This is a genomic window from Micromonospora sp. NPDC092111, from assembly GCF_044755745.1.
GTDB lineage: Bacteria > Actinomycetota > Actinomycetes > Mycobacteriales > Micromonosporaceae > Micromonospora.
The window spans coordinates 1-16,937 of the sequence record NZ_JBIVRQ010000022.1 but is presented as its reverse complement, the minus strand read 5'-3'; the positions used below and the strand labels follow the sequence as shown (position 1 = coordinate 16,937).

Sequence of the window (16,937 nt, the reverse complement as noted above, 5' to 3'; positions counted from 1 at the left end):
AGAAGTTCGGATGTGCTGGACGGCGCGGTTCGACTCCGCGACGAGGTGCCGGCCGGTCAGGCCCCGTCGCGGCGACCAAGGAGAAGGTACGCCCGCCACATGACAGAGTGACCCTACGTGATGAGACCGGGGGTGGGAAGGCGGGTCCGGACTATGAGATCGGAGTCGCAGCCGCCGTCTCGGTGGGCTCGGGCGCGTCCGGCCCCAACGGCTCGCCGGTCACCACCGGCCCGGCCAGCGGCACCGTGGCCGGCCCCGGGCCGGGCGGTCCGGCCAGGGTCAACGTGCCGAGCGCGGCCTTCACGAAGGTGGGCGTGCCGTCCGGCTGGTAGCAGTAGATGCCGACGTCCAGCGGCGGGTTCAGCGACGCGGAGGTGGTCTCCACGGCGTAGCACTTCCCGGGCACCCCGGCCGGCGCGCTCGCCGCCGAGACGGACAACGGGGTACGCCGGTCGGTGAGCACCGCCAGCCAGTCGGTGAACGGGTGCTGCACCCGGGGGTCCAGCCGGCGGGGCACCGTGTCGTCCCGGTCGCCCAGCCGGACACAGGTGGCCGCCCCGGGCCGCCCGGCCGACGGCAGGCCGCACTGGAAGAGCCCGTCCGGGGTGGCGGCGAGCGAGACGTCGACGGTCCCGCCGAGCGCGCCACCGGGCACGTCGACCCGCCAGCTTCCGTCGTTCGCGCTGGTCACCGTGATGTCCCGGGTCGGGCCGTCGGTGCCGGAGAGGGCGTACCGGGCGGTCAGGCGCCGGTCCCGCGCGGCGGCGGCCAGCGCGGCCAACTCGTCCCGGGCGGCGTCCACCTGGGCCGGGACCGGGTCGGCCGCCGTGCTGGTCGGTGGCGCGGCCGGCCCGTCGGCGGAGCAGGCGGCGAGCAGCGCCGGCAGGAACAGGGTCAGGGCGCCGGTCGACCGTCGGGTCACGCGCGGATGGGCATGCACCGGGCCATTCTGCGCCGCGCGGACGTCCGGGACCGGCCCGCGCCCGGCATCGACCGGACCGGCGTGTCGTGGCCCGGGGCGGCACCGCTCCCGGTACGCCGGGCCGACCGACCCGTCCCGCTCCGCCACACCGCTGTGACCAGCGGCTTCCGCCGGATGGTGGGATCACCCGACCCGCGCTCGCGTACCGCCCGATACCCTGGGGTGGTCTGACACGCGCCGCCGGACTCCAGCCGGCGGCGTCGGCACGCTCAGGGTCGTCGCTGGGAGGGAGTGCGCCGTCGTGGCACTCGTGGTGCAGAAGTACGGCGGGTCCTCCGTCGCCAACGCCGAGCGGATCAAGCGGGTGGCCGAGCGCATCGTCGCCGCCCGCAAGGCCGGCGACGACGTCGTGGTGGTGGTCTCCGCGATGGGCGACACCACCGACGAGCTGCTCGACCTGGCCAACCAGGTCAGCCCCCTGCCGCCGGGCCGCGAGCTGGACATGCTGCTCACCGCCGGGGAGCGGATCTCCATGGCGCTGCTCGCCATGGCCATCCACAACCTGGGGTACGAGGCCCGCTCGTTCACCGGCTCGCAGGCCGGCGTGATCACCACCTCGGCGCACGGCCGGGCGCGGATCATCGACGTCACCCCGGGCCGGCTCAAGGGCGCGCTCGACGAGGGCGCGGTGGTGATCGTGGCCGGCTTCCAGGGCGTCTCGCAGGACACCAAGGACGTCACCACCCTCGGCCGGGGTGGCTCGGACACCACCGCCGTGGCGCTCGCCGCCGCGCTGCACGCCGACGTCTGCGAGATCTACACCGACGTGGACGGCATCTTCACCGCCGACCCGCGGATCGTGCCCAACGCCCGGCACATCAAGCAGATCACCTACGAGGAGATGCTGGAACTGGCCGCCTGCGGCGCCAAGGTGCTGCACCTGCGCAGCGTCGAGTACGCCCGGCGCGCGGGGTTGCCGATCCACGTCCGTTCGTCATACTCGACCAACACCGGCACCATGGTCACCGGATCGATGGAGGACCTTCCCGTGGAACAGGCACTGATCACCGGGGTTGCCCACGACCGCAGCGAAGCGAAGATCACGATCGTCGGGGTACCCGACGAGCCGGGTGCCGCCGCCAGCATCTTCGACACCGTGGCCGGCGCCGAGATCAACATCGACATGATCGTGCAGAACGTCTCCACCGAGGGGACCGGCCGCACGGACATCTCGTTCACGCTGCCCAAGGCCGACGGCCCGACCGCGATGGCCGCGCTCAGCAAGATCCAGGAGTCGGTCAAGTTCAAGGGCCTGCTCTACGACGACCACGTCGGCAAGGTGTCGCTGATCGGCGCGGGCATGCGCTCGCACCCGGGCGTCGCGGCCGGCTTCTTCGCCGCCCTCGGTGCCGCCGGGGTCAACATCGAGATGATCTCCACCTCGGAGATCCGGGTCTCCGTGGTCTGCCGGGACACCGACCTCGACAAGGCGGTCCGGGCCATCCACGACCAGTTCGAGCTGGGCGGCGACTCCGAAGCCGTGGTGTACGCGGGGACAGGACGGTAGCGCCGGTGACGGCGCAGCCCACCCTGGCCGTGGTCGGGGCGACCGGTGCCGTCGGCACCGTGATGTGCGAGCTGCTCTCCTCCCGGCGCAACGTCTGGGGCGAGATCCGACTCCTCGCCTCGGAGCGTTCGGTCGGGCGCACGGTGCGTTGCCGGGGTGAGGACCTGATCGTCCAGGCGCTCACCCCGGAGGCGTTCGACGGCGTCGACGTGGCCATGTTCGACGTGCCGGACGACGTCTCCGCGCAATGGGCGCCGGTCGCGGTGGGCCGGGGCGCGATCGTGGTCGACAACTCCGGCGCGTTCCGGATGGACCGGGACGTCCCGCTGGTGGTGCCCGAGATCAACCCGGAGCAGGTGCGCAACCGCCCGAAGGGGATCATCGCCAACGCCAACTGCACCACCCTGGCCATGATCGTGGCGATCGCCCCGCTGCACCGCGAGTACGGCCTGCGCGAGCTGGTGCTCGCCTCGTACCAGGCGGTGTCGGGGGCGGGGCAGGCCGGCGTGGACGCGCTGCACCTCCAGCTCGGCAAGATCGCCGGGGATCGGGTGCTCGGCTCCCGTCCGGGCGACGTCCGACAGGCGGTCGGTGACGAGCTGGGCCCGTTCCCGGCACCGCTCGCGCTCAACGTGGTGCCCTGGGCCGGATCGCTCGCCGACGGGGGCTGGTCCTCCGAGGAAATGAAGATCCGCAACGAGTCCCGCAAGATCCTCGGCCTGCCCGACCTCAAGGTCTCCACCACCTGCGTACGGGTGCCGGTGGTGACCGGCCACTCGGTCGCCGTGCACGCGGTCTTCGCCACCGAGGTGGACGCCGAGGGCGCCCGGGAGGCGCTGCGCAACGCTCCGGGCGTGATCCTGGTCGACGACCCTGCCGCCGGCGAGTTCCCGATGCCCATCGACGCCGTCGGCACCGACCCGTCCTGGGTCGGCCGCATCCGTCGCGCCCTGGACGACCCCCGGGCCCTCGACCTCTTCGTGACCGGCGACAACCTCCGCAAGGGCGCCGCTCTCAACACCGCCCAGATCGCCGAACTCCTCGCCAAGGACCTGACCCGCCCCTGACCCCGCCCCACCGCCCGGCTCACACCACCCCCACCTCGCGGCTGGCCCTGCCCCTCCCGGGCCGGGTCGAGCCGGGTCGAGCCGGGCAAGGTCGGGTCGGGTCGGCGGGGCGGGCGAGGTCAGGGCAGCGGCTAGGGCGGGGCGGGTGGTCAGGGGGTGGAGAGGTGGACGGTGTCGCGGCCGTGGTGTTTGGCGGCGTAGAGGGCCTGGTCGGCGCGGTGGAGGGTGGTCTCGGCGGGCTCTCCGGGGTGGGGGAGGGCGACGCCGACGCTGATCGTGCGGCCGACCCGGCGGGCGGCCTCGGTGAGGCGTTCGGCGATCCGGACCGCCTCGTCGGGCCGGGCCACCTCGATCACCGCGACGAACTCGTCGCCGCCGGTGCGGTACAGCTCGTCGCCGTGCCGCAGCGCCCCTTCCAGGGCCCGGGCCAGCCCCACCAGCAGCCGGTCCCCGGCCTGGTGGCCGTAGGTGTCGTTGACCGCCTTGAAGCCGTCCACGTCGATCGCCAGTAGGGCGGTACGTCCCGGCGTGGCCGCCGCGATCCGCCGCCCGAACGTGCCGGTGTGCCGCAGCCCGGTGAGCGGGTCCAGGCTGGCCTGTTCGCGGAGCTGGGCCAGGGTGCGCAGCCGCTCCAGCGTGCCCCACGCCTGCCCGGCGAGCAGTTCCATCAGGTTGACCGTCGTCGGGTCGGGCTGGAGCAGGCGGTCGTCGGCGACCAGCAGCACCCCGCCGCCCTCGGGCGTGCCGACCGGCACCGACACCAGGGTGCGTACCCCGGCCCGGGCCAGGGGGAGGTGTTCCTCGGTGGGCGGGTGTCCCGCCTCGCCCAGCGTGTACGCCGAGCCGTACCGGTGTGCCCGGGCCACCAGCCGACCCAACTGGCCGGGCCCCGCCTCGGTCAGCTCGGCCCGGATCCGGGCCTCCAGCTCACCCGGGGTGCCGGTCGGTGCGCCGAGCCGGGGGTCGTGTCGGCCGGCGAGCACCAGCACGGCGGCGGAGAGGGTGGAGACGTCCCGGGCGGCGGCGATCGCGGCGGCCATCAGGTCCCAGTCGGTGGGGGCGGTGGTCATCGCGGTGGCGTGCCGGAGCAGCTTCTCGCTGCGGCTCTCGGCGGGCGGCCCACCCAGCGCCGTGATCCGGGCACCGAGCCGGGCGGCCAGCCGTTCGGCGGTCGCCCGCCACGGGGCCAGCTCCACCGGCTCGCACCACTGGAGGTCGAGCACGCCGATCGGCCGGCCGGCCGGGTCGAGCACCGGCACGCAGACCTCGGCGGTGACGTCGGGGCGGAGCGGCAGGTAGTCGGGGTCGGCGGCGACCTCGGGGACGGTGCTGCCCTCGCCGGAGGCGTACACCCGCCCGACGATGCCGGACTTCGGCGGGACGGTGGAGAAGACCTGCCACGACCCGGTCGCGGCGACGCAGCGGAGCCGGTCGTGGACCTGGAGCAGCACGGAGATCGTGGCGGGGGCGTACCGGGCGAGCGCGGTCACCGTCCACCGGCACGCCTCGACGGCGGTCGACGCCATCGGCAGGCGGACCGTGACGTCCCGGACTACTCGCTCGTGATCCACGTTTTTCCAGGTAGGGGAGGGCCCGGCGGGGTGCCGGGTGCTGCGATCAAGCGTACTCAGCGGGTGTCGTCCCGGCATCTGCAAGATCATTTGGTTCGTACACATGTTTCATCCACAGGGTGTGGACGCGGCCTGTGGGCGGCGGTCCGCCCTGCCGCGTCGCGCCGCCGGCAGCGGGCGTCCACCGCTCGTGCCGGTGGCCGGGCGGGGTGGTGGGTGATCGTCGCCCGGCGGGGGAGTGCGGATCGGCGGAAGAGGTGCCGCCGGCCGGCCGATCGCGTCCCCCATGATCGCCGTTAGGGTCCCGTCGCCGGGACTGCCGGTCCGGGTCGCCGGGACTGGCGGTCCGGTTTGCCGGCGCGGCGCTGTTCCGGGTCCACACACGTCGCCGGCATGGATAGCCTCGGCCCACTTTCCGTGGCCGGTGGATGCGAACGCCGGCCCGTGGACTCGTGGGGGTACGTGTGAACAAGAGACGCAACGGCAGCTACACGTACTGCTGACTCGCCGGAGCCGGTGACGGCCCGGCAGCGTGGTACCCGCGGTGGCCGGAGCGCTGAGGGGCAGGTCCGACCGCCGTCCGACCGTTCCGCGGGAACGGCGTCGGCTCCCCGTGCACCGGGAGCCGACGTCCGGTCCCCCGGGACGGTCGGCCCGCTTCCGCTCCCGGTCGGCCCCGCAGGTGTCGACGCAGCTCGGGGGCCCGCCGTTCCGCCGGCACCTCGGGGGAAACCACTCGGCAGACATCGTCCCGACCCTCGTCACCTGCCCGTCATGTCTGACTGGTCCACCCGTACGGCCCGGTACACCCCGCGTATTCGCAGGTCTGATCCCATTGCCCGGTCGCCCCCGGCGGCCGGGGATGAGAGGCTGTCCCCCGACGCGAGCGGCACCCCCCGAAACGCCGCCCACCGAGATCGACCCCTGTCACGGCACGGATCAGGGTCGCCGGGGCGAACCACGCCCCGGCAGCGTCCCACGCCGAACCTCATGAGGAGTTCCATGTCCGTCCCCGGGATGCGTCGGGCCGCCATCGGCCTGACCGCACTCGCCGCGGCCGCGCTGAGCACGGTCGCCGTCCACCCGAGCCAGGCCGAGGCCGGTCCCAAGCCGGTCGACGTCAAGCTGCTCGCCATCAACGACTTCCACGGCAACCTCGAACCGCCCACCGGCTCCAGCGGCACCATCGCCGGCCAGCCCGCCGGCGGCGTGGAGTACCTGGCCACCCAGCTCGCCGAGCTGCGGAAGGCCGCCAAGAAGAAGCACACCATCACGGTCGCCGCCGGCGACCTGATCGGTGCCTCGCCGCTGCTGTCGGCCGCGTTCCACGACGAGCCCACCATCGAGGCGCTCTCCATGGCCGGGCTGGACTTCGCCAGCGTCGGCAACCACGAGTTCGACGAGGGCGCCAACGAGCTGCTGCGGATCCAGAAGGGCGGCTGCCACCCGGTCGACGGCTGTGCCGACGGCACCCCGTACCGGGGCGCCGGCTTCCAGTACCTGTCAGCCAACGCGTTCAAGACCTCGACCGGCCAGCCGCTGCTGCCGCCGTACGCGGTCGAGAAGGTCGACGGCGTCGAGATCGGCTTCATCGGGATGACCCTGGAGGGCACCCCGCAGATCGTCAGCCAGCAGGGCGTCGCCGGGCTCACCTTCGCCGACGAGGCGGAGACCGCCAACCGGTACGCCCGCATCCTGCGCGCCAAGGGTGTGCAGACCATCGTCGTGCTGCTGCACGAGGGCGGCGTGCAGACCACCGGCACCGACATCAACGGGTGCGCCGGCTTTACCGGGCCGGTCGTCGACATCGCCAACCGGATGGACCCGTCCATCGACGCGATCGTCAGCGGCCACACCCACCAGGCGTACAACTGCGAGATCAACGGCAAGCTGGTCACCAGCGCCAGCTCCTTCGGCCGCCTGGTCACCGACATCGACCTGAAGATCGACCGGCGGACCGGTGACGTGCTCACCGCCACGGCGAACAACGTGGTGGTCAACCGGAACGTCGCCAAGGACCCGAAGCAGACCGCGCTGATCGGGCGGTACCGGGCCGCGCTCGGCCCGGTCGCCACCAAGGTCGTCGGCCAGACCACCGGGATCCTGGACCGCAACCAGGAAACCCTCTTCGGTACGGCCAGAGGCGAGTCCGCCCTGGGCAACGTGATCGCCGACGCGCAGCTCGCCGCCACCGACAACGAGCAGAACGCGGTCGCCGCGTTCATGAACCCCGGCGGGGTCCGGGCCGACCTCGACGCCGGCCCGGTCACCTACGAGGAGGCGTTCACCGTCCAGCCGTTCGCCAACAACCTGGTGACGCTGGACCTCACCGGCGCGCAGCTCTACTGCGTGCTGGAGCAGCAGTTCGTCGTCGGCCGGACGCTGTACCCGTCGTCGACGGTGCGCTACACGGTCGACGTGAACGGCACCACCGGCACCACCACCGCCCCGTGCGCCGGCACCCGGGTGGTCCGGGGCAGCCTGACCCTGGGCGGCGTCGCGGTCACCGACGGCGGCACCTACCGGGTCACCGTGAACAACTTCCTGTCCGGCGGCGGCGACGGTTTCACCGCCCTCACCGCCGGCACGAACCAGGTCACCGGCATGATCGACCTGGACGCGTTCGTGGCGTACCTGACCGCGTCCTCGCCGGTCTCCGCGCCGGCCCTGGACCGGATCACCACCACCGGCTGACGGCACCGACCTGACGGGCCCCGGAGCGACCGCTCCGGGGCCCGTCCCCGTCCCCGGCTCTGCCATGCTGGCCCGGTGACGGTGACCTGGCGACACCTGCCCGCGCCCGCCCGCGAGATCGCGGTGGCCGCCACCGACGCGGTGGACGCCGCGCGGGCCCGCGACGACGAGGCGTACGACCGCGCGGTGCTCCGGCTCGCCGGCGCCGACCGGGCCGGGCTGGTCCTCGGCGGGGTGGTGCGGCTCCTGCTGGAGCGGGCGCACCCCGACGGGCTGGATGGCGACGACGTCCGGCAGGTGCTGGAGCGCTGCGTCCGGGCCGCCGCGACCTGGCGGCCCGACGTCGACCCGCACGTGGTGCTGGTGCTGCTCGCCGGGGCGCTCGGGGTCTACGACCCGGGCCAGGACGACACCCCGCCCGACCCGGCGGCCGTCGCCCGGCACGCCCCGCTGCTCGTCGCCGACCTGCTCGCGGTGACCGGTGTCCCGCTCGCCGGCCCGCTGGAGGCGGCGTTCGCCGAGGTCGCCCGCACCGAGCGGCACGACGACTGACCGGCTTCGCCACCGGGCGGCACCGACGGCCCGCCCCGGCGACGCGTCCCGCCGTGCCGACGCCCGCCTGGCGGGCGGCCCGGACCCGGGCCCGATGCCGCCGGCACCGGCCGTCCGGTGCGGGTCAGGGGCTGGCGGCGAGGAAGACGAACGCCGCGAGCAGCACCAGGTGCACGCCACCCTGTAGGACGGTGGCCCGCCCCGGCACCACGGTCAGCACACCGGTGACGGCGGTCAGCGCCAGCAGGGTCAGTTGGGTGCCGCCGAGGCCGAGCAGCAGCGGCCCCTCCAGCCAGATGGAGGCCAGCGCGATCGCCGGGATGGTCAGCCCGATGCTCGCCATGGCGGAGCCGAGCGCCAGGTTGAGGCTGATCTGCACCCGGTCCCGGCGGGCCGCCCGCGCCGCGGCGAGGGTCTCCGGCAGGAGCACGAGCAGGGCGATGACCACGCCGACGAAGGACTGCGGCAGGTTCGCCGCGGCGACCCCGGCCTCGATGGTGGGCGAGACGGTCTTCGCGTCGCCGACCACCGCCACCAGCGCGACCAGGAGCAGCACCAGACTGGTCACCGCGGTACGCGTCGTCGGCGGGTCGGCGTGCCCGTCGCCGTCCGAGTCGGCCACGCTGCCGTCGCTGGTGACCGAGAGGAAGTAGTCCCGGTGCCGACCGGTCTGCACCATCACGAACAGCCCGTAGAGCGCGAGTGACGCCACGGCGGCGAAGGTGAGCTGCGCCGGGGAGAACTCCGGGCCGGTCTTGCTGGTGGTGAAGGTCGGTACCACCAGGCTCAGGGTGGCGAGGGTGGCCACGGTGGCCAGCGCCCCGCCGGTGCCCTCCGGGTTGAACACCGCCACCCGCCGCCGCAGCGCGCCGAGCAGCAGGGACAGCCCGAGGATGCCGTTGCAGGTGATCATCACGGCGGCGAAGACGGTGTCCCGGGCCAGCGCCTGGGTCTTGTCCCCGCCGCTGATCATCAGGGTGACGATCAGGGCGACCTCGATGACGGTGACCGCGACCGCCAGCACCAGCGAGCCGTACGGCTCACCCACCTTGTGGGCGACCACCTCGGCGTGGTGGACGGCTGCCAGCACCGCGCCGGCCAGGAACGCGGCGACCACCGCCACCACGATCCCGGGCAGCTCGCGGCCCCAGGTGAGGGCCAGCAACACCACCGCGAGGACGGGTACGACGGACGTCCAGTCGGACAACCGGGGGCGGATCAGCGCGGCCATGCCGTTCACCTTGCCAGGTAAACCGGTCGGACGCCCCGCGCTCACCCCCGGCGGCCGGGCGTGGCGACCCGCTTCGGCCGCCGCCCGCTGTCTGCCGTCGACCAGCACGCCGTGGAGCAGGCCGCCGGTGGCCTGCCGGGCGTCGACCCCTGGTCAAGTGGCCCACCGAGGTGCTTCTCGGTCGGGTTGGGCTGGCACGGTTGCTGCACTTCGCTGCTGTGCTTCCGGCGGCTGCCTGGTCCAGCCGATGAAGCGGCGGTGCAGGGTGCCGGCCGGCGCCCAGGGCATGTCCTCGGCGGCCTGGATGAGGTAGGCCCCGAGGTAGAGGGCCAGCGACACCGGCGCGTCCGCGTACTCCGCGCGCAGTTCCCGCCGCCGCGTCGGACACGGCCACGGTAGGTCGCAGCCGCCGCAGCTCCAGATCGGCAGTACCGGGCCGTGGGTCGTCACCGCTGATCATCCGCCTGCGGCCAGTGCCCTCGGTTGATCGGTATCCGGTGCCGTGCCCGGCACGGCAGGTCGGCTCCGCAGCCGCAGATGCGCCGCCAGCGCTGCCAGGACCACACCGGCCGATGCCGCCGGGCGAAGGTCAACGCGGTGGCGGACAGGTAGCCGTCGTACGAGACGCGCCGCACGTACCCCTCCCTCGTCGCTCACGAGGGCGGCTGCTTCGTCGCCCTCTGGGTGAGGGACACGGCGACCGGGCGTGACTCGCACCGACCTCCGCATCCCGTGAGCGAGAAGCTACGGTCGGTGGCGGAGTGGAACGGGTAAGGTTCCTACCCTGACTCAGGAGACGAGTCCGACCCTCATCGCCAGGTCACGGGCGTCATCCCGGGTGGAGCGCGGCCCGTCGAGCAGGTCCACGGTGATCTGGCGGGCGTATCCGTTGAAGCGGATCGTCTCCGGAGCCGACTCGTACGCCTGCCGCAGCGCCGCCACGGTGGCTTCCTTGTCGTCCTTGCCGTAGTGCGCCCGCGCGACCTCGATGAGATGGCGTGCCCGACGCGGCCTCGACGGTATCGCCGCCGCATCATGCCGACGGGCCTGCCGCACCGCCTCCCCCGGCTTCTGCAACTCCACCGCCACGGTCACCGCATGAGCGCCCATGATGACTCGGGAGAAAGACGTCTGCGGCTGGTAGAAGTCCTCCGGCAGGCGCTGCGCCACCTGGTCAGCGCGGTCCCAGTACCGCCAGGCACGACCTTCCTCACCAGCACGAGCAGCCGTGTACGCAGCCTCGAAGTTCAGCGCACCCCACAACGCCAGCAGATTCGTGCTCCCGTCAGCCGCTCGCGACTCCAACGCCGACAGCACCTCCAGCGTTACCCTCATCGCGGTGTCCCAGTCGCCGGCCTCCCGATGCGCCTGGCACAGGAACCACCCCGCACGGGCGATCGCCTCCGGATCACCGGACTCCTGCGCCGCCACCATCGCCCGATCCGTCACCCGCCACAGCAACTCGGCGGCAGGCTGGTAGGCGATGAACATCTGTGCCAACCCGAGCGTCTCCGCCCACAGTGCCTGCGCCTCCCGCCGCTGGTCACCCTCGTACGCCAACACGGCGCGCTGCCCGTCCCGCAGCAACCCCGGCAACAAACCACCCAGCACCGTACGGTGATCCGCCGCCTGATGACGCGCCCGCCACCCTGCCGCAAGTCGCTGCCCCAGACCGGACAACGACTCCGGCGGGGCGTCATCGGGAAGCGCGACATGATTCAGGGCCGCACGGACCGACACCAGCGCCGGATGCTCCGGCCCGTTGACCGCAGCGGACCGGTCGCCCAACTCCGCCGCCAAGGCAGACACGTCGATCTTCAGAGCACGCGCGATCCGATCCAGCATGTGAATGCGCGGCGGCAGGATCCGATCCGTCTCCACCGCCTTGACCCACTCGGCGCTGCGGCCCACCAACCCACCCAGCACCGCCCGAGACTTCCCGGACCGCTCCCGATAGACCTTCAACCGCTGCCCGAACGTCAACTCCGGCAAGGAATCCACCCGGAACCTCCTCGCGTAGCGCGGGACGCAACACCGACCTATCGGCCGCCGCCACGGCCAACGCTACCGACCAGCTCGACGCCTCATAACCCCTCACATGCCGGCGACCCCCGCGCCCGGCCAAGGGGCTTCCGACCTCGCGCAAGCACCCCACCACCACTGCTGCCATCCCGTCTGCCGCCGACCCACACCTGGTCGGGGTGGCTGGATTCGAACCGACGACCTCTTCGTCCCGAACTGGCGACGAGCCGGCCGGATGAGGCGTCGTCCGAGGTCATTGGGCCTACTGACGGCTGTCTCGGTCTGGTTCGGCTGGCACGGTTGCTGTACTTCGCTGCTGTACTACTGGCGTTGACCGGTTGGCGTCTCTGGTCCAGCCGAGGAAGCGGTGGTGGAGTGCTCCGGCTCGCGTCCAGGGCATGTCCTCGGCGGCTTGGACGAGGTAGGCACCGAGGTAGAGGGCCAGCGATACGGGGGCTCCCCCGTATTCGGCTCGCAGTTGGCGCTTCCGGGTCGGGCAGGGCCAGGGAAGGTCGCAGCCGCCACAGGTCCAGATCGGCATGATCGGACCATGGGCGGTCACCGGGCTCCCGCCAGAAAGCGGGCGGTGATCGTCCACGCCCGCCGGCTGGTCGCCCAGTTGACCTGCGAGCACGGGTACGGCGTCAACCGGGACCACCACGCGCGGCAGCCGACACACATTCCGTCGACTCCCCGAATGTGGACCGCGAGGATCGTCCGCTCCTGGTCGTCGTTCACTCGTCCTCCTGTACCGGCCAGTGACCGCGGTTAATCGGGATTCGGTGGCGGGCGCGGCAGGGCAACTCGGCTCCGCATCGGCATACCCACCGCCACCTTCGCCAAGACCAGGCCGACCGATGTCGGCGTGACAGGGTCAGCGCAACGGCGAGCAGATACTCCTCGTACCGGACCCGGCGCGTTGATCCGACGGAGAACGTCTCCGTGCCGCGGATTGATCGGCTATGGGAGGGGGATCACGGTTGACAGGCATACCGGCACTGTCCCGTTCCGGCCCAGGTCGAGCCCATGTCTACGGGCCATGTCACGGTGACATCGGGGGCCTCGATCAGGGTCGATCGGCGGCATAGGCTGCGGAACAGCACCTTGGGTAGTCGATCCACAACGCTAGGGGCCGGTGTGCTGTTCGATCCGCTCCAGATACCCGACGAGGCATGGTCGGACGCTGCCGTCCACGACGCTCTGCGCCGCCGTGACATCGGGGCGATGTTCCGGCGGATCGCTCGGCTGACCGGTGCCAGCCAGACCCGCATCGGCGCGGCGGTGGGCCTGGAGCAGGGATACGTCAGTCGCGTCATGGCGGGCCGGAAGGTCACGTCCATCGAGGTGCTGGAACGCGTCGCCGAGGGATGCAGGATGCCCAACAAGGCGCGGATGCTGCTGGGCCTGGCACCCCATGATCATTCATGTCGGATGGACATGGCGTCGCCGGTCGAGCAGCGGCAGAGTGAGACGCCGGCCCACCGGTCCTGGCGGCACGACGCCCGTACCGCCGTACAGCTCTGGGAAGGCGATGTGAACCGGCGAGACATGGTGCGGCAGATGACGTTCAGCGCCGCCGGATACACGCTTCCCGCACTACGGTGGTTCACCGCCTGCCATGAGCAGGCAGTGGAGCAGCCGGGCCGCCGCGCCGTCGGTCAACCCGACATTGACACCATCCGAGAGGTGACCGAGACCTACCGCCGGCTCGACAACCAGTACGGCGGCGGCCACGCCCGGACCGCAGTCGCGCGCTTCCTCCATCACGAGGTCACACCATTGTTGACCGACGGACGCTACGACCCGAAGACCGGACGCCGACTGCTGACCGCCGTCGCGGAACTGACGCAACTCGCCGGCTGGCAGGCGTACGACATGGCCGAACACGGCATCGCCCAGCGCTACCTGATCCATGCGCTGGACCTCGCCCGCGCCGCCGACGACGCCGGCCTCGGCGCAGAGATCCTCGCTGCCATGAGCCACCAGGCCACTTACCTTGGCCACCACAGCACCGGTGTCGACCTCGCCCACGCCGCCCGGCAGACCGCACAACGCGCGGGCCTGCCCGTACTGATGGCCGAAGCGCTCGTCATGGAAGCCCACGCCCACGCGACCGCCGCCGACGAACGCGCCTGCGCCACCGCCCTGCACAAGGCCGAACAGACCCTCGACCTGGCCGACCGCAGTAACGCCCCACACTGGCTCGGCTACTTCGACGAGGCGTATCTGTCCGCCAAGTTCGGCCACTGCTTCGCGGCCCTCGGCAAGCCTGTACCCGCCGAACGCTTCGCCACCCGCTCACTGCGCATGGACGATCGATACGTACGCGGCAAAGCCTTCAACCTCGCACTGCTCGCCACCGTGCAGGTACAGCGGGGAGAACCCGAAAGGGCCTGCGCCATCGGAGCCGAGGCGTTGACGCTGACCACGCAGCTCCGCTCGGCGCGGGCCACCCGCTACCTGCGTGACCTTCAGGACCAGCTCGGCCCGCACCGCCGACGGCCCACCGTCCGGCACTTCATCACCCGAGCCGACGCCACACTCGGCAACCGACGCTGACCCTTACGACAACTCGCCCCGCGCCTGCCGGGCGACCAACTCCAGCACCGCGATCACCGTGCCCGCCCCGACGATCTCACCCCGCGTCACCAACTCACGAGCCTCGACCAGTGGAATCCAGCCGACCCGCTCAGCCTCGTTCACATCCACCGCCGCACCCGTGTACCGCGCACTTCGCGCCAGGAACAACAGGTTCTCGGCGTCCGCAGTGCCCACCCACGGCTGAAACGACAGCAGCGGCTCAACCTCATCCGGACGCCAGCCCGTCTCCTCCTCCGCCTCCCGCACCGCGCAGGCCGCCGGATCCTCCTGGCCGTCGACGTACCCGCCGGGCAACTCCCACACCCACCGGTCGAACACGAAACGATGCCGCCGCATCAACAACAGACGCTCCCGGTCGTCCAACACCGCGACCATCGCCGAACGCGGCATCCGCATCACGTACTGCTCGAACCGCACGCCATCCGGCAACTCCACCTCGGCGATGCTCAACCGCGCCCGCCGGGTGTCATCAACAACCCGCTCGCCGTGGATCACCCACCGCGTCAACTCCGCCGCCCGATCCTGCGCCATCCCGCCAGTATCGACCCGCCAACCAAAGGACCCCACTCGACCTCACCAGAGAACTCCGGCACCCCGACCGACTCCTTGGTACCCCGGCAGCCCTGAGGGGCACGTCGTCGGCCTGGAAATCCTCGATGCTGGCAGACGGCTGCCGCCCACGCTCCTGCGGGCAATCGTGAATCAGACCCGGCAGCGGTCCGAGCCCGAGTGAGCCTGATCCAGCCAGGCCGGTGCGGTGCTCGCCCGCCGTACGAATGCACTAGGGGCCACTCTCATCGATGGAGAGTGGCCCCTGACCTCTGTCGGGGTGGCCGGATTCGAACCGACGACCTCTTCGTCCCGAACTGGCGGCGAGCGGGTCGGATCGGGTGTCGTCCGAGGTCATCCGGCCTGCTGAGGGTCGTCGCGGTCGGGTGTGGTCGGCTCGGTTGCTGTACTCCGCTGCTGTACTTCCTCGGCGGCGTCGATGACATCGCGGGCGGCGGTCGCCACCGGGCAGTCCGGTGTCCGGCAGATCGGACAACGGGCGTCGGCTCCGGGTTCGTGGTCGCGGAGGATCACTCGGGCGGTGAGGATAAGCCGGTTGCGGATCTGGGCCAGAGACAGGAACGGCGCGGTCATGGTCAGGTCACCCCGAGGGCGGCGGCAAGCTGGATGATCGTCGCTGGGGCGTGCGGGTCGCGGGCGACCTGGGCGAGCACCGACCGGGCGGTGGGTCGTTGGCGTACCTCGGCCGGTGCCATGCGATCGGCGTCGACCAGGATCCGGCCGGCCTTGATCGGGTCGTCGGCCTGGAGGTAGGCGCGGGCAGCGTCGACCAGGTGGGCGGCGCGGTGTTCGACCGGTAGCCACCGCCAGGCGTCTCGCTTCGTGACCTTCTCGTGCCAGGCGATGGCGTCATGTGCGTCGCCCACTTCGAGGGCTGCGGCGACCCGTGCCAGGTCAACCGCCGTCGGCCCGAACGCGGTGCGGTGGTGGTCGTGGCCGTCACCGACGCGGGCGGCCATGGTGGCGGCCTCGTCGATGAGTTCGGCGCTGCTGTGGTCGTCGCCGTGTCGGGCTGCGGCCAGGGCGGCCTGAATGAGCAGGGCTCCGCACAGCGACAGCTCGGGTGCTCGCGCGTCGTCGGGGTCAGGCGGGGCGATTCGGTACGCGGCGGCCAGTGTCGTCGACAGGGCCGCCCGTACTCTCCCCGAGGCGCGGAGCACCTGGCCGAGTTGCACGGTGGCGGCGGCCATCAGCACCGGATCGCCGGTCGCGGTGACCATGGCCCGGTCGGCGGCCAGCCAGGCCAGGTCGGCCTCGGCCCGGTCGGCGGCCAGCCAGGCCAGGTCGGCCTCGCCGAGCTTGACCAGCAGCGATGCGGTCACCCGGTACGCCTCCACCAACGGCACCCGCCCCGCCACCGGGTCGTCGGCGTGGGCGCGCTGCGCGCCGGCCAGCAACTCCGGCACCAACGCGATCACCTGCGGGTACCGGGCGTGCTGGAACGCAATCCACGCGTGTGCGGCATCCCGCGCCAGCCGATCAGCCGGCAACACGGGACAGCGCGCCGTCGACCGACCCAGAGCAATGTCGTACGTCGACAGGGCCGCCCGGACCCGCTCGACCCCCTCGGCCCGCTCGGTCACGTCGGCCGGCTGGGCATCCCGCCCCAGCAGTACCGCCGTGTCGATCCGCAGGACGGCGGCAATGTCCTGGAGGGTGGACACCTTGTCGAGCGACCGGACACCGCGCTCAACCTTGTCCACCCAGCTCTTGGATTTGCCCAGCCGATCGGCGAATACCTGCTGGGACAGCTTGCGCCGCCCCCGCCAGTACGCCACCCGCCGACCGATGGGTAGGAGGTCACTGCTGTCCACGACGCCACCGCCGGTCCGGCACCACCCGGGTCGTCTCCTCGGCCGGTATTCGCTCCGCCTTGGCCTGCGCGAGAAGCCGCTGCCTCGCGGCTTCCCGTTCCGCCGCTTGGATCGGCTCGCCTCTGTCCTCGACCGGAACAGCGTCGCTCATCCCTACCTCCGCTGGGGAGGGACGCGACGGCGGGTGCTCTTGGAAGGACCGCCACCGCCGCGCCCCGGCTCAAGGGACGCGACCGCAGCGGGCACTGAAGCCGGTAGTGCTCAATCGCGTCCTTGCTCGGACCATAGAGCGGTCGGCGTAACAGGAAGCTAACCGTCAGTTAGAT

At 72.0% G+C, this 16,937-nt stretch carries 16 protein-coding genes; 5 read left to right on the top strand and 11 right to left on the bottom strand.

The window, feature by feature from the left end:
• Nucleotides 1-151 precede the first annotated feature (151 nt).
• Nucleotides 152-922, bottom strand: a complete 771-nt coding sequence (locus ACIQG9_RS27505) for a hypothetical protein (protein ID WP_400407898.1) — start codon at nt 920-922, stop codon at nt 152-154.
• Nucleotides 923-1,223: 301 nt separating this feature from the next.
• Between ACIQG9_RS27505 and ACIQG9_RS27500 the strand changes: the two genes are divergently transcribed.
• Together ACIQG9_RS27500 and ACIQG9_RS27495 are read left to right on the top strand one after the other, a co-directional pair.
• Nucleotides 1,224-2,489 carry an aspartate kinase gene (locus tag ACIQG9_RS27500; RefSeq protein ID WP_400407896.1) on the top strand — a complete coding sequence of 422 codons (1,266 nt, stop codon included), beginning with the start codon at nt 1,224-1,226 and terminating at the stop codon, nt 2,487-2,489.
• 5 nt (nt 2,490-2,494) lie between these two features.
• Nucleotides 2,495-3,556: an aspartate-semialdehyde dehydrogenase gene (locus ACIQG9_RS27495; RefSeq protein WP_400407894.1), complete on the top strand. Its 1,062-nt coding sequence runs from the start codon at nt 2,495-2,497 to the stop codon at nt 3,554-3,556.
• A 149-nt stretch (nt 3,557-3,705) separates the two neighbouring features.
• Here the strand turns inward: ACIQG9_RS27495 and ACIQG9_RS27490 are convergent, their stop codons facing one another.
• Entirely contained in the window at nt 3,706-5,127 is a 1,422-nt protein-coding gene (locus tag ACIQG9_RS27490; protein WP_400407893.1) for a diguanylate cyclase, read from the bottom strand.
• A 1,002-nt stretch (nt 5,128-6,129) separates the two neighbouring features.
• Here ACIQG9_RS27490 and ACIQG9_RS27485 point away from each other — a divergent pair.
• Both ACIQG9_RS27485 and ACIQG9_RS27480 read left to right on the top strand, forming a co-directional pair.
• The gene (locus ACIQG9_RS27485; protein WP_400407891.1) at nt 6,130-7,821 is read left to right on the top strand and encodes a bifunctional metallophosphatase/5'-nucleotidase; all 1,692 of its coding nucleotides are present in this window, start codon (nt 6,130-6,132) and stop codon (nt 7,819-7,821) included.
• A gap of 75 nt (nt 7,822-7,896) precedes the next feature.
• The gene (locus tag ACIQG9_RS27480; protein ID WP_400407889.1) at nt 7,897-8,373 is read left to right on the top strand and encodes a hypothetical protein; all 477 of its coding nucleotides are present in this window, start codon (nt 7,897-7,899) and stop codon (nt 8,371-8,373) included.
• A 124-nt stretch (nt 8,374-8,497) separates the two neighbouring features.
• Here ACIQG9_RS27480 and ACIQG9_RS27475 read toward each other — a convergent pair whose 3' ends face one another.
• The 5 genes from ACIQG9_RS27475 to ACIQG9_RS27455 all read right to left on the bottom strand — a co-directional run bounded on the left by ACIQG9_RS27475 (nt 8,498) and on the right by ACIQG9_RS27455 (nt 12,364).
• Nucleotides 8,498-9,604 carry a calcium:proton antiporter gene (locus ACIQG9_RS27475; RefSeq protein WP_400407887.1) on the bottom strand — a complete coding sequence of 369 codons (1,107 nt, stop codon included), beginning with the start codon at nt 9,602-9,604 and terminating at the stop codon, nt 8,498-8,500.
• A 446-nt stretch (nt 9,605-10,050) separates the two neighbouring features.
• Nucleotides 10,051-10,239 (bottom strand): hypothetical protein, encoded by a 189-nt coding sequence (locus tag ACIQG9_RS27470; protein WP_400407886.1) that lies wholly within the window; start codon nt 10,237-10,239, stop codon nt 10,051-10,053.
• 154 nt (nt 10,240-10,393) lie between these two features.
• The gene (locus tag ACIQG9_RS27465) at nt 10,394-11,605 is read right to left on the bottom strand and encodes a helix-turn-helix domain-containing protein (RefSeq protein WP_400407884.1); all 1,212 of its coding nucleotides are present in this window, start codon (nt 11,603-11,605) and stop codon (nt 10,394-10,396) included.
• A 283-nt stretch (nt 11,606-11,888) separates the two neighbouring features.
• Entirely contained in the window at nt 11,889-12,188 is a 300-nt protein-coding gene (locus ACIQG9_RS27460; protein WP_400407883.1) for a hypothetical protein, read from the bottom strand.
• A complete protein-coding gene (locus ACIQG9_RS27455; RefSeq protein WP_400407881.1) occupies nt 12,185-12,364 on the bottom strand; it encodes a hypothetical protein in 180 nt (59 codons plus the stop codon). The genes ACIQG9_RS27460 and ACIQG9_RS27455 overlap by 4 nt, the downstream gene beginning before the upstream one ends.
• A gap of 399 nt (nt 12,365-12,763) precedes the next feature.
• On the opposite strand from ACIQG9_RS27455, the gene ACIQG9_RS27450 reads away from it, so the two are divergent.
• Complete coding sequence (locus ACIQG9_RS27450; protein WP_400407879.1) at nt 12,764-14,185, top strand: helix-turn-helix domain-containing protein; 1,422 nt, start codon at nt 12,764-12,766, stop codon at nt 14,183-14,185.
• A 3-nt stretch (nt 14,186-14,188) separates the two neighbouring features.
• Here ACIQG9_RS27450 and ACIQG9_RS27445 read toward each other — a convergent pair whose 3' ends face one another.
• The 4 genes from ACIQG9_RS27445 to ACIQG9_RS27430 all read right to left on the bottom strand — a co-directional run bounded on the left by ACIQG9_RS27445 (nt 14,189) and on the right by ACIQG9_RS27430 (nt 16,762).
• Nucleotides 14,189-14,758: an NUDIX hydrolase gene (locus ACIQG9_RS27445; protein WP_400407878.1), complete on the bottom strand. Its 570-nt coding sequence runs from the start codon at nt 14,756-14,758 to the stop codon at nt 14,189-14,191.
• Nucleotides 14,759-15,130: 372 nt separating this feature from the next.
• Entirely contained in the window at nt 15,131-15,370 is a 240-nt protein-coding gene (locus ACIQG9_RS27440; protein WP_400407877.1) for a hypothetical protein, read from the bottom strand.
• A 2-nt stretch (nt 15,371-15,372) separates the two neighbouring features.
• Nucleotides 15,373-16,611 carry a helix-turn-helix domain-containing protein gene (locus ACIQG9_RS27435; protein WP_400407876.1) on the bottom strand — a complete coding sequence of 413 codons (1,239 nt, stop codon included), beginning with the start codon at nt 16,609-16,611 and terminating at the stop codon, nt 15,373-15,375.
• A complete protein-coding gene (locus ACIQG9_RS27430) occupies nt 16,598-16,762 on the bottom strand; it encodes a hypothetical protein (protein ID WP_400407874.1) in 165 nt (54 codons plus the stop codon). Before ACIQG9_RS27430 ends, ACIQG9_RS27435 begins: the two co-directional genes overlap by 14 nt.
• Between the last annotated feature and the right edge of the window lie 175 nt (nt 16,763-16,937).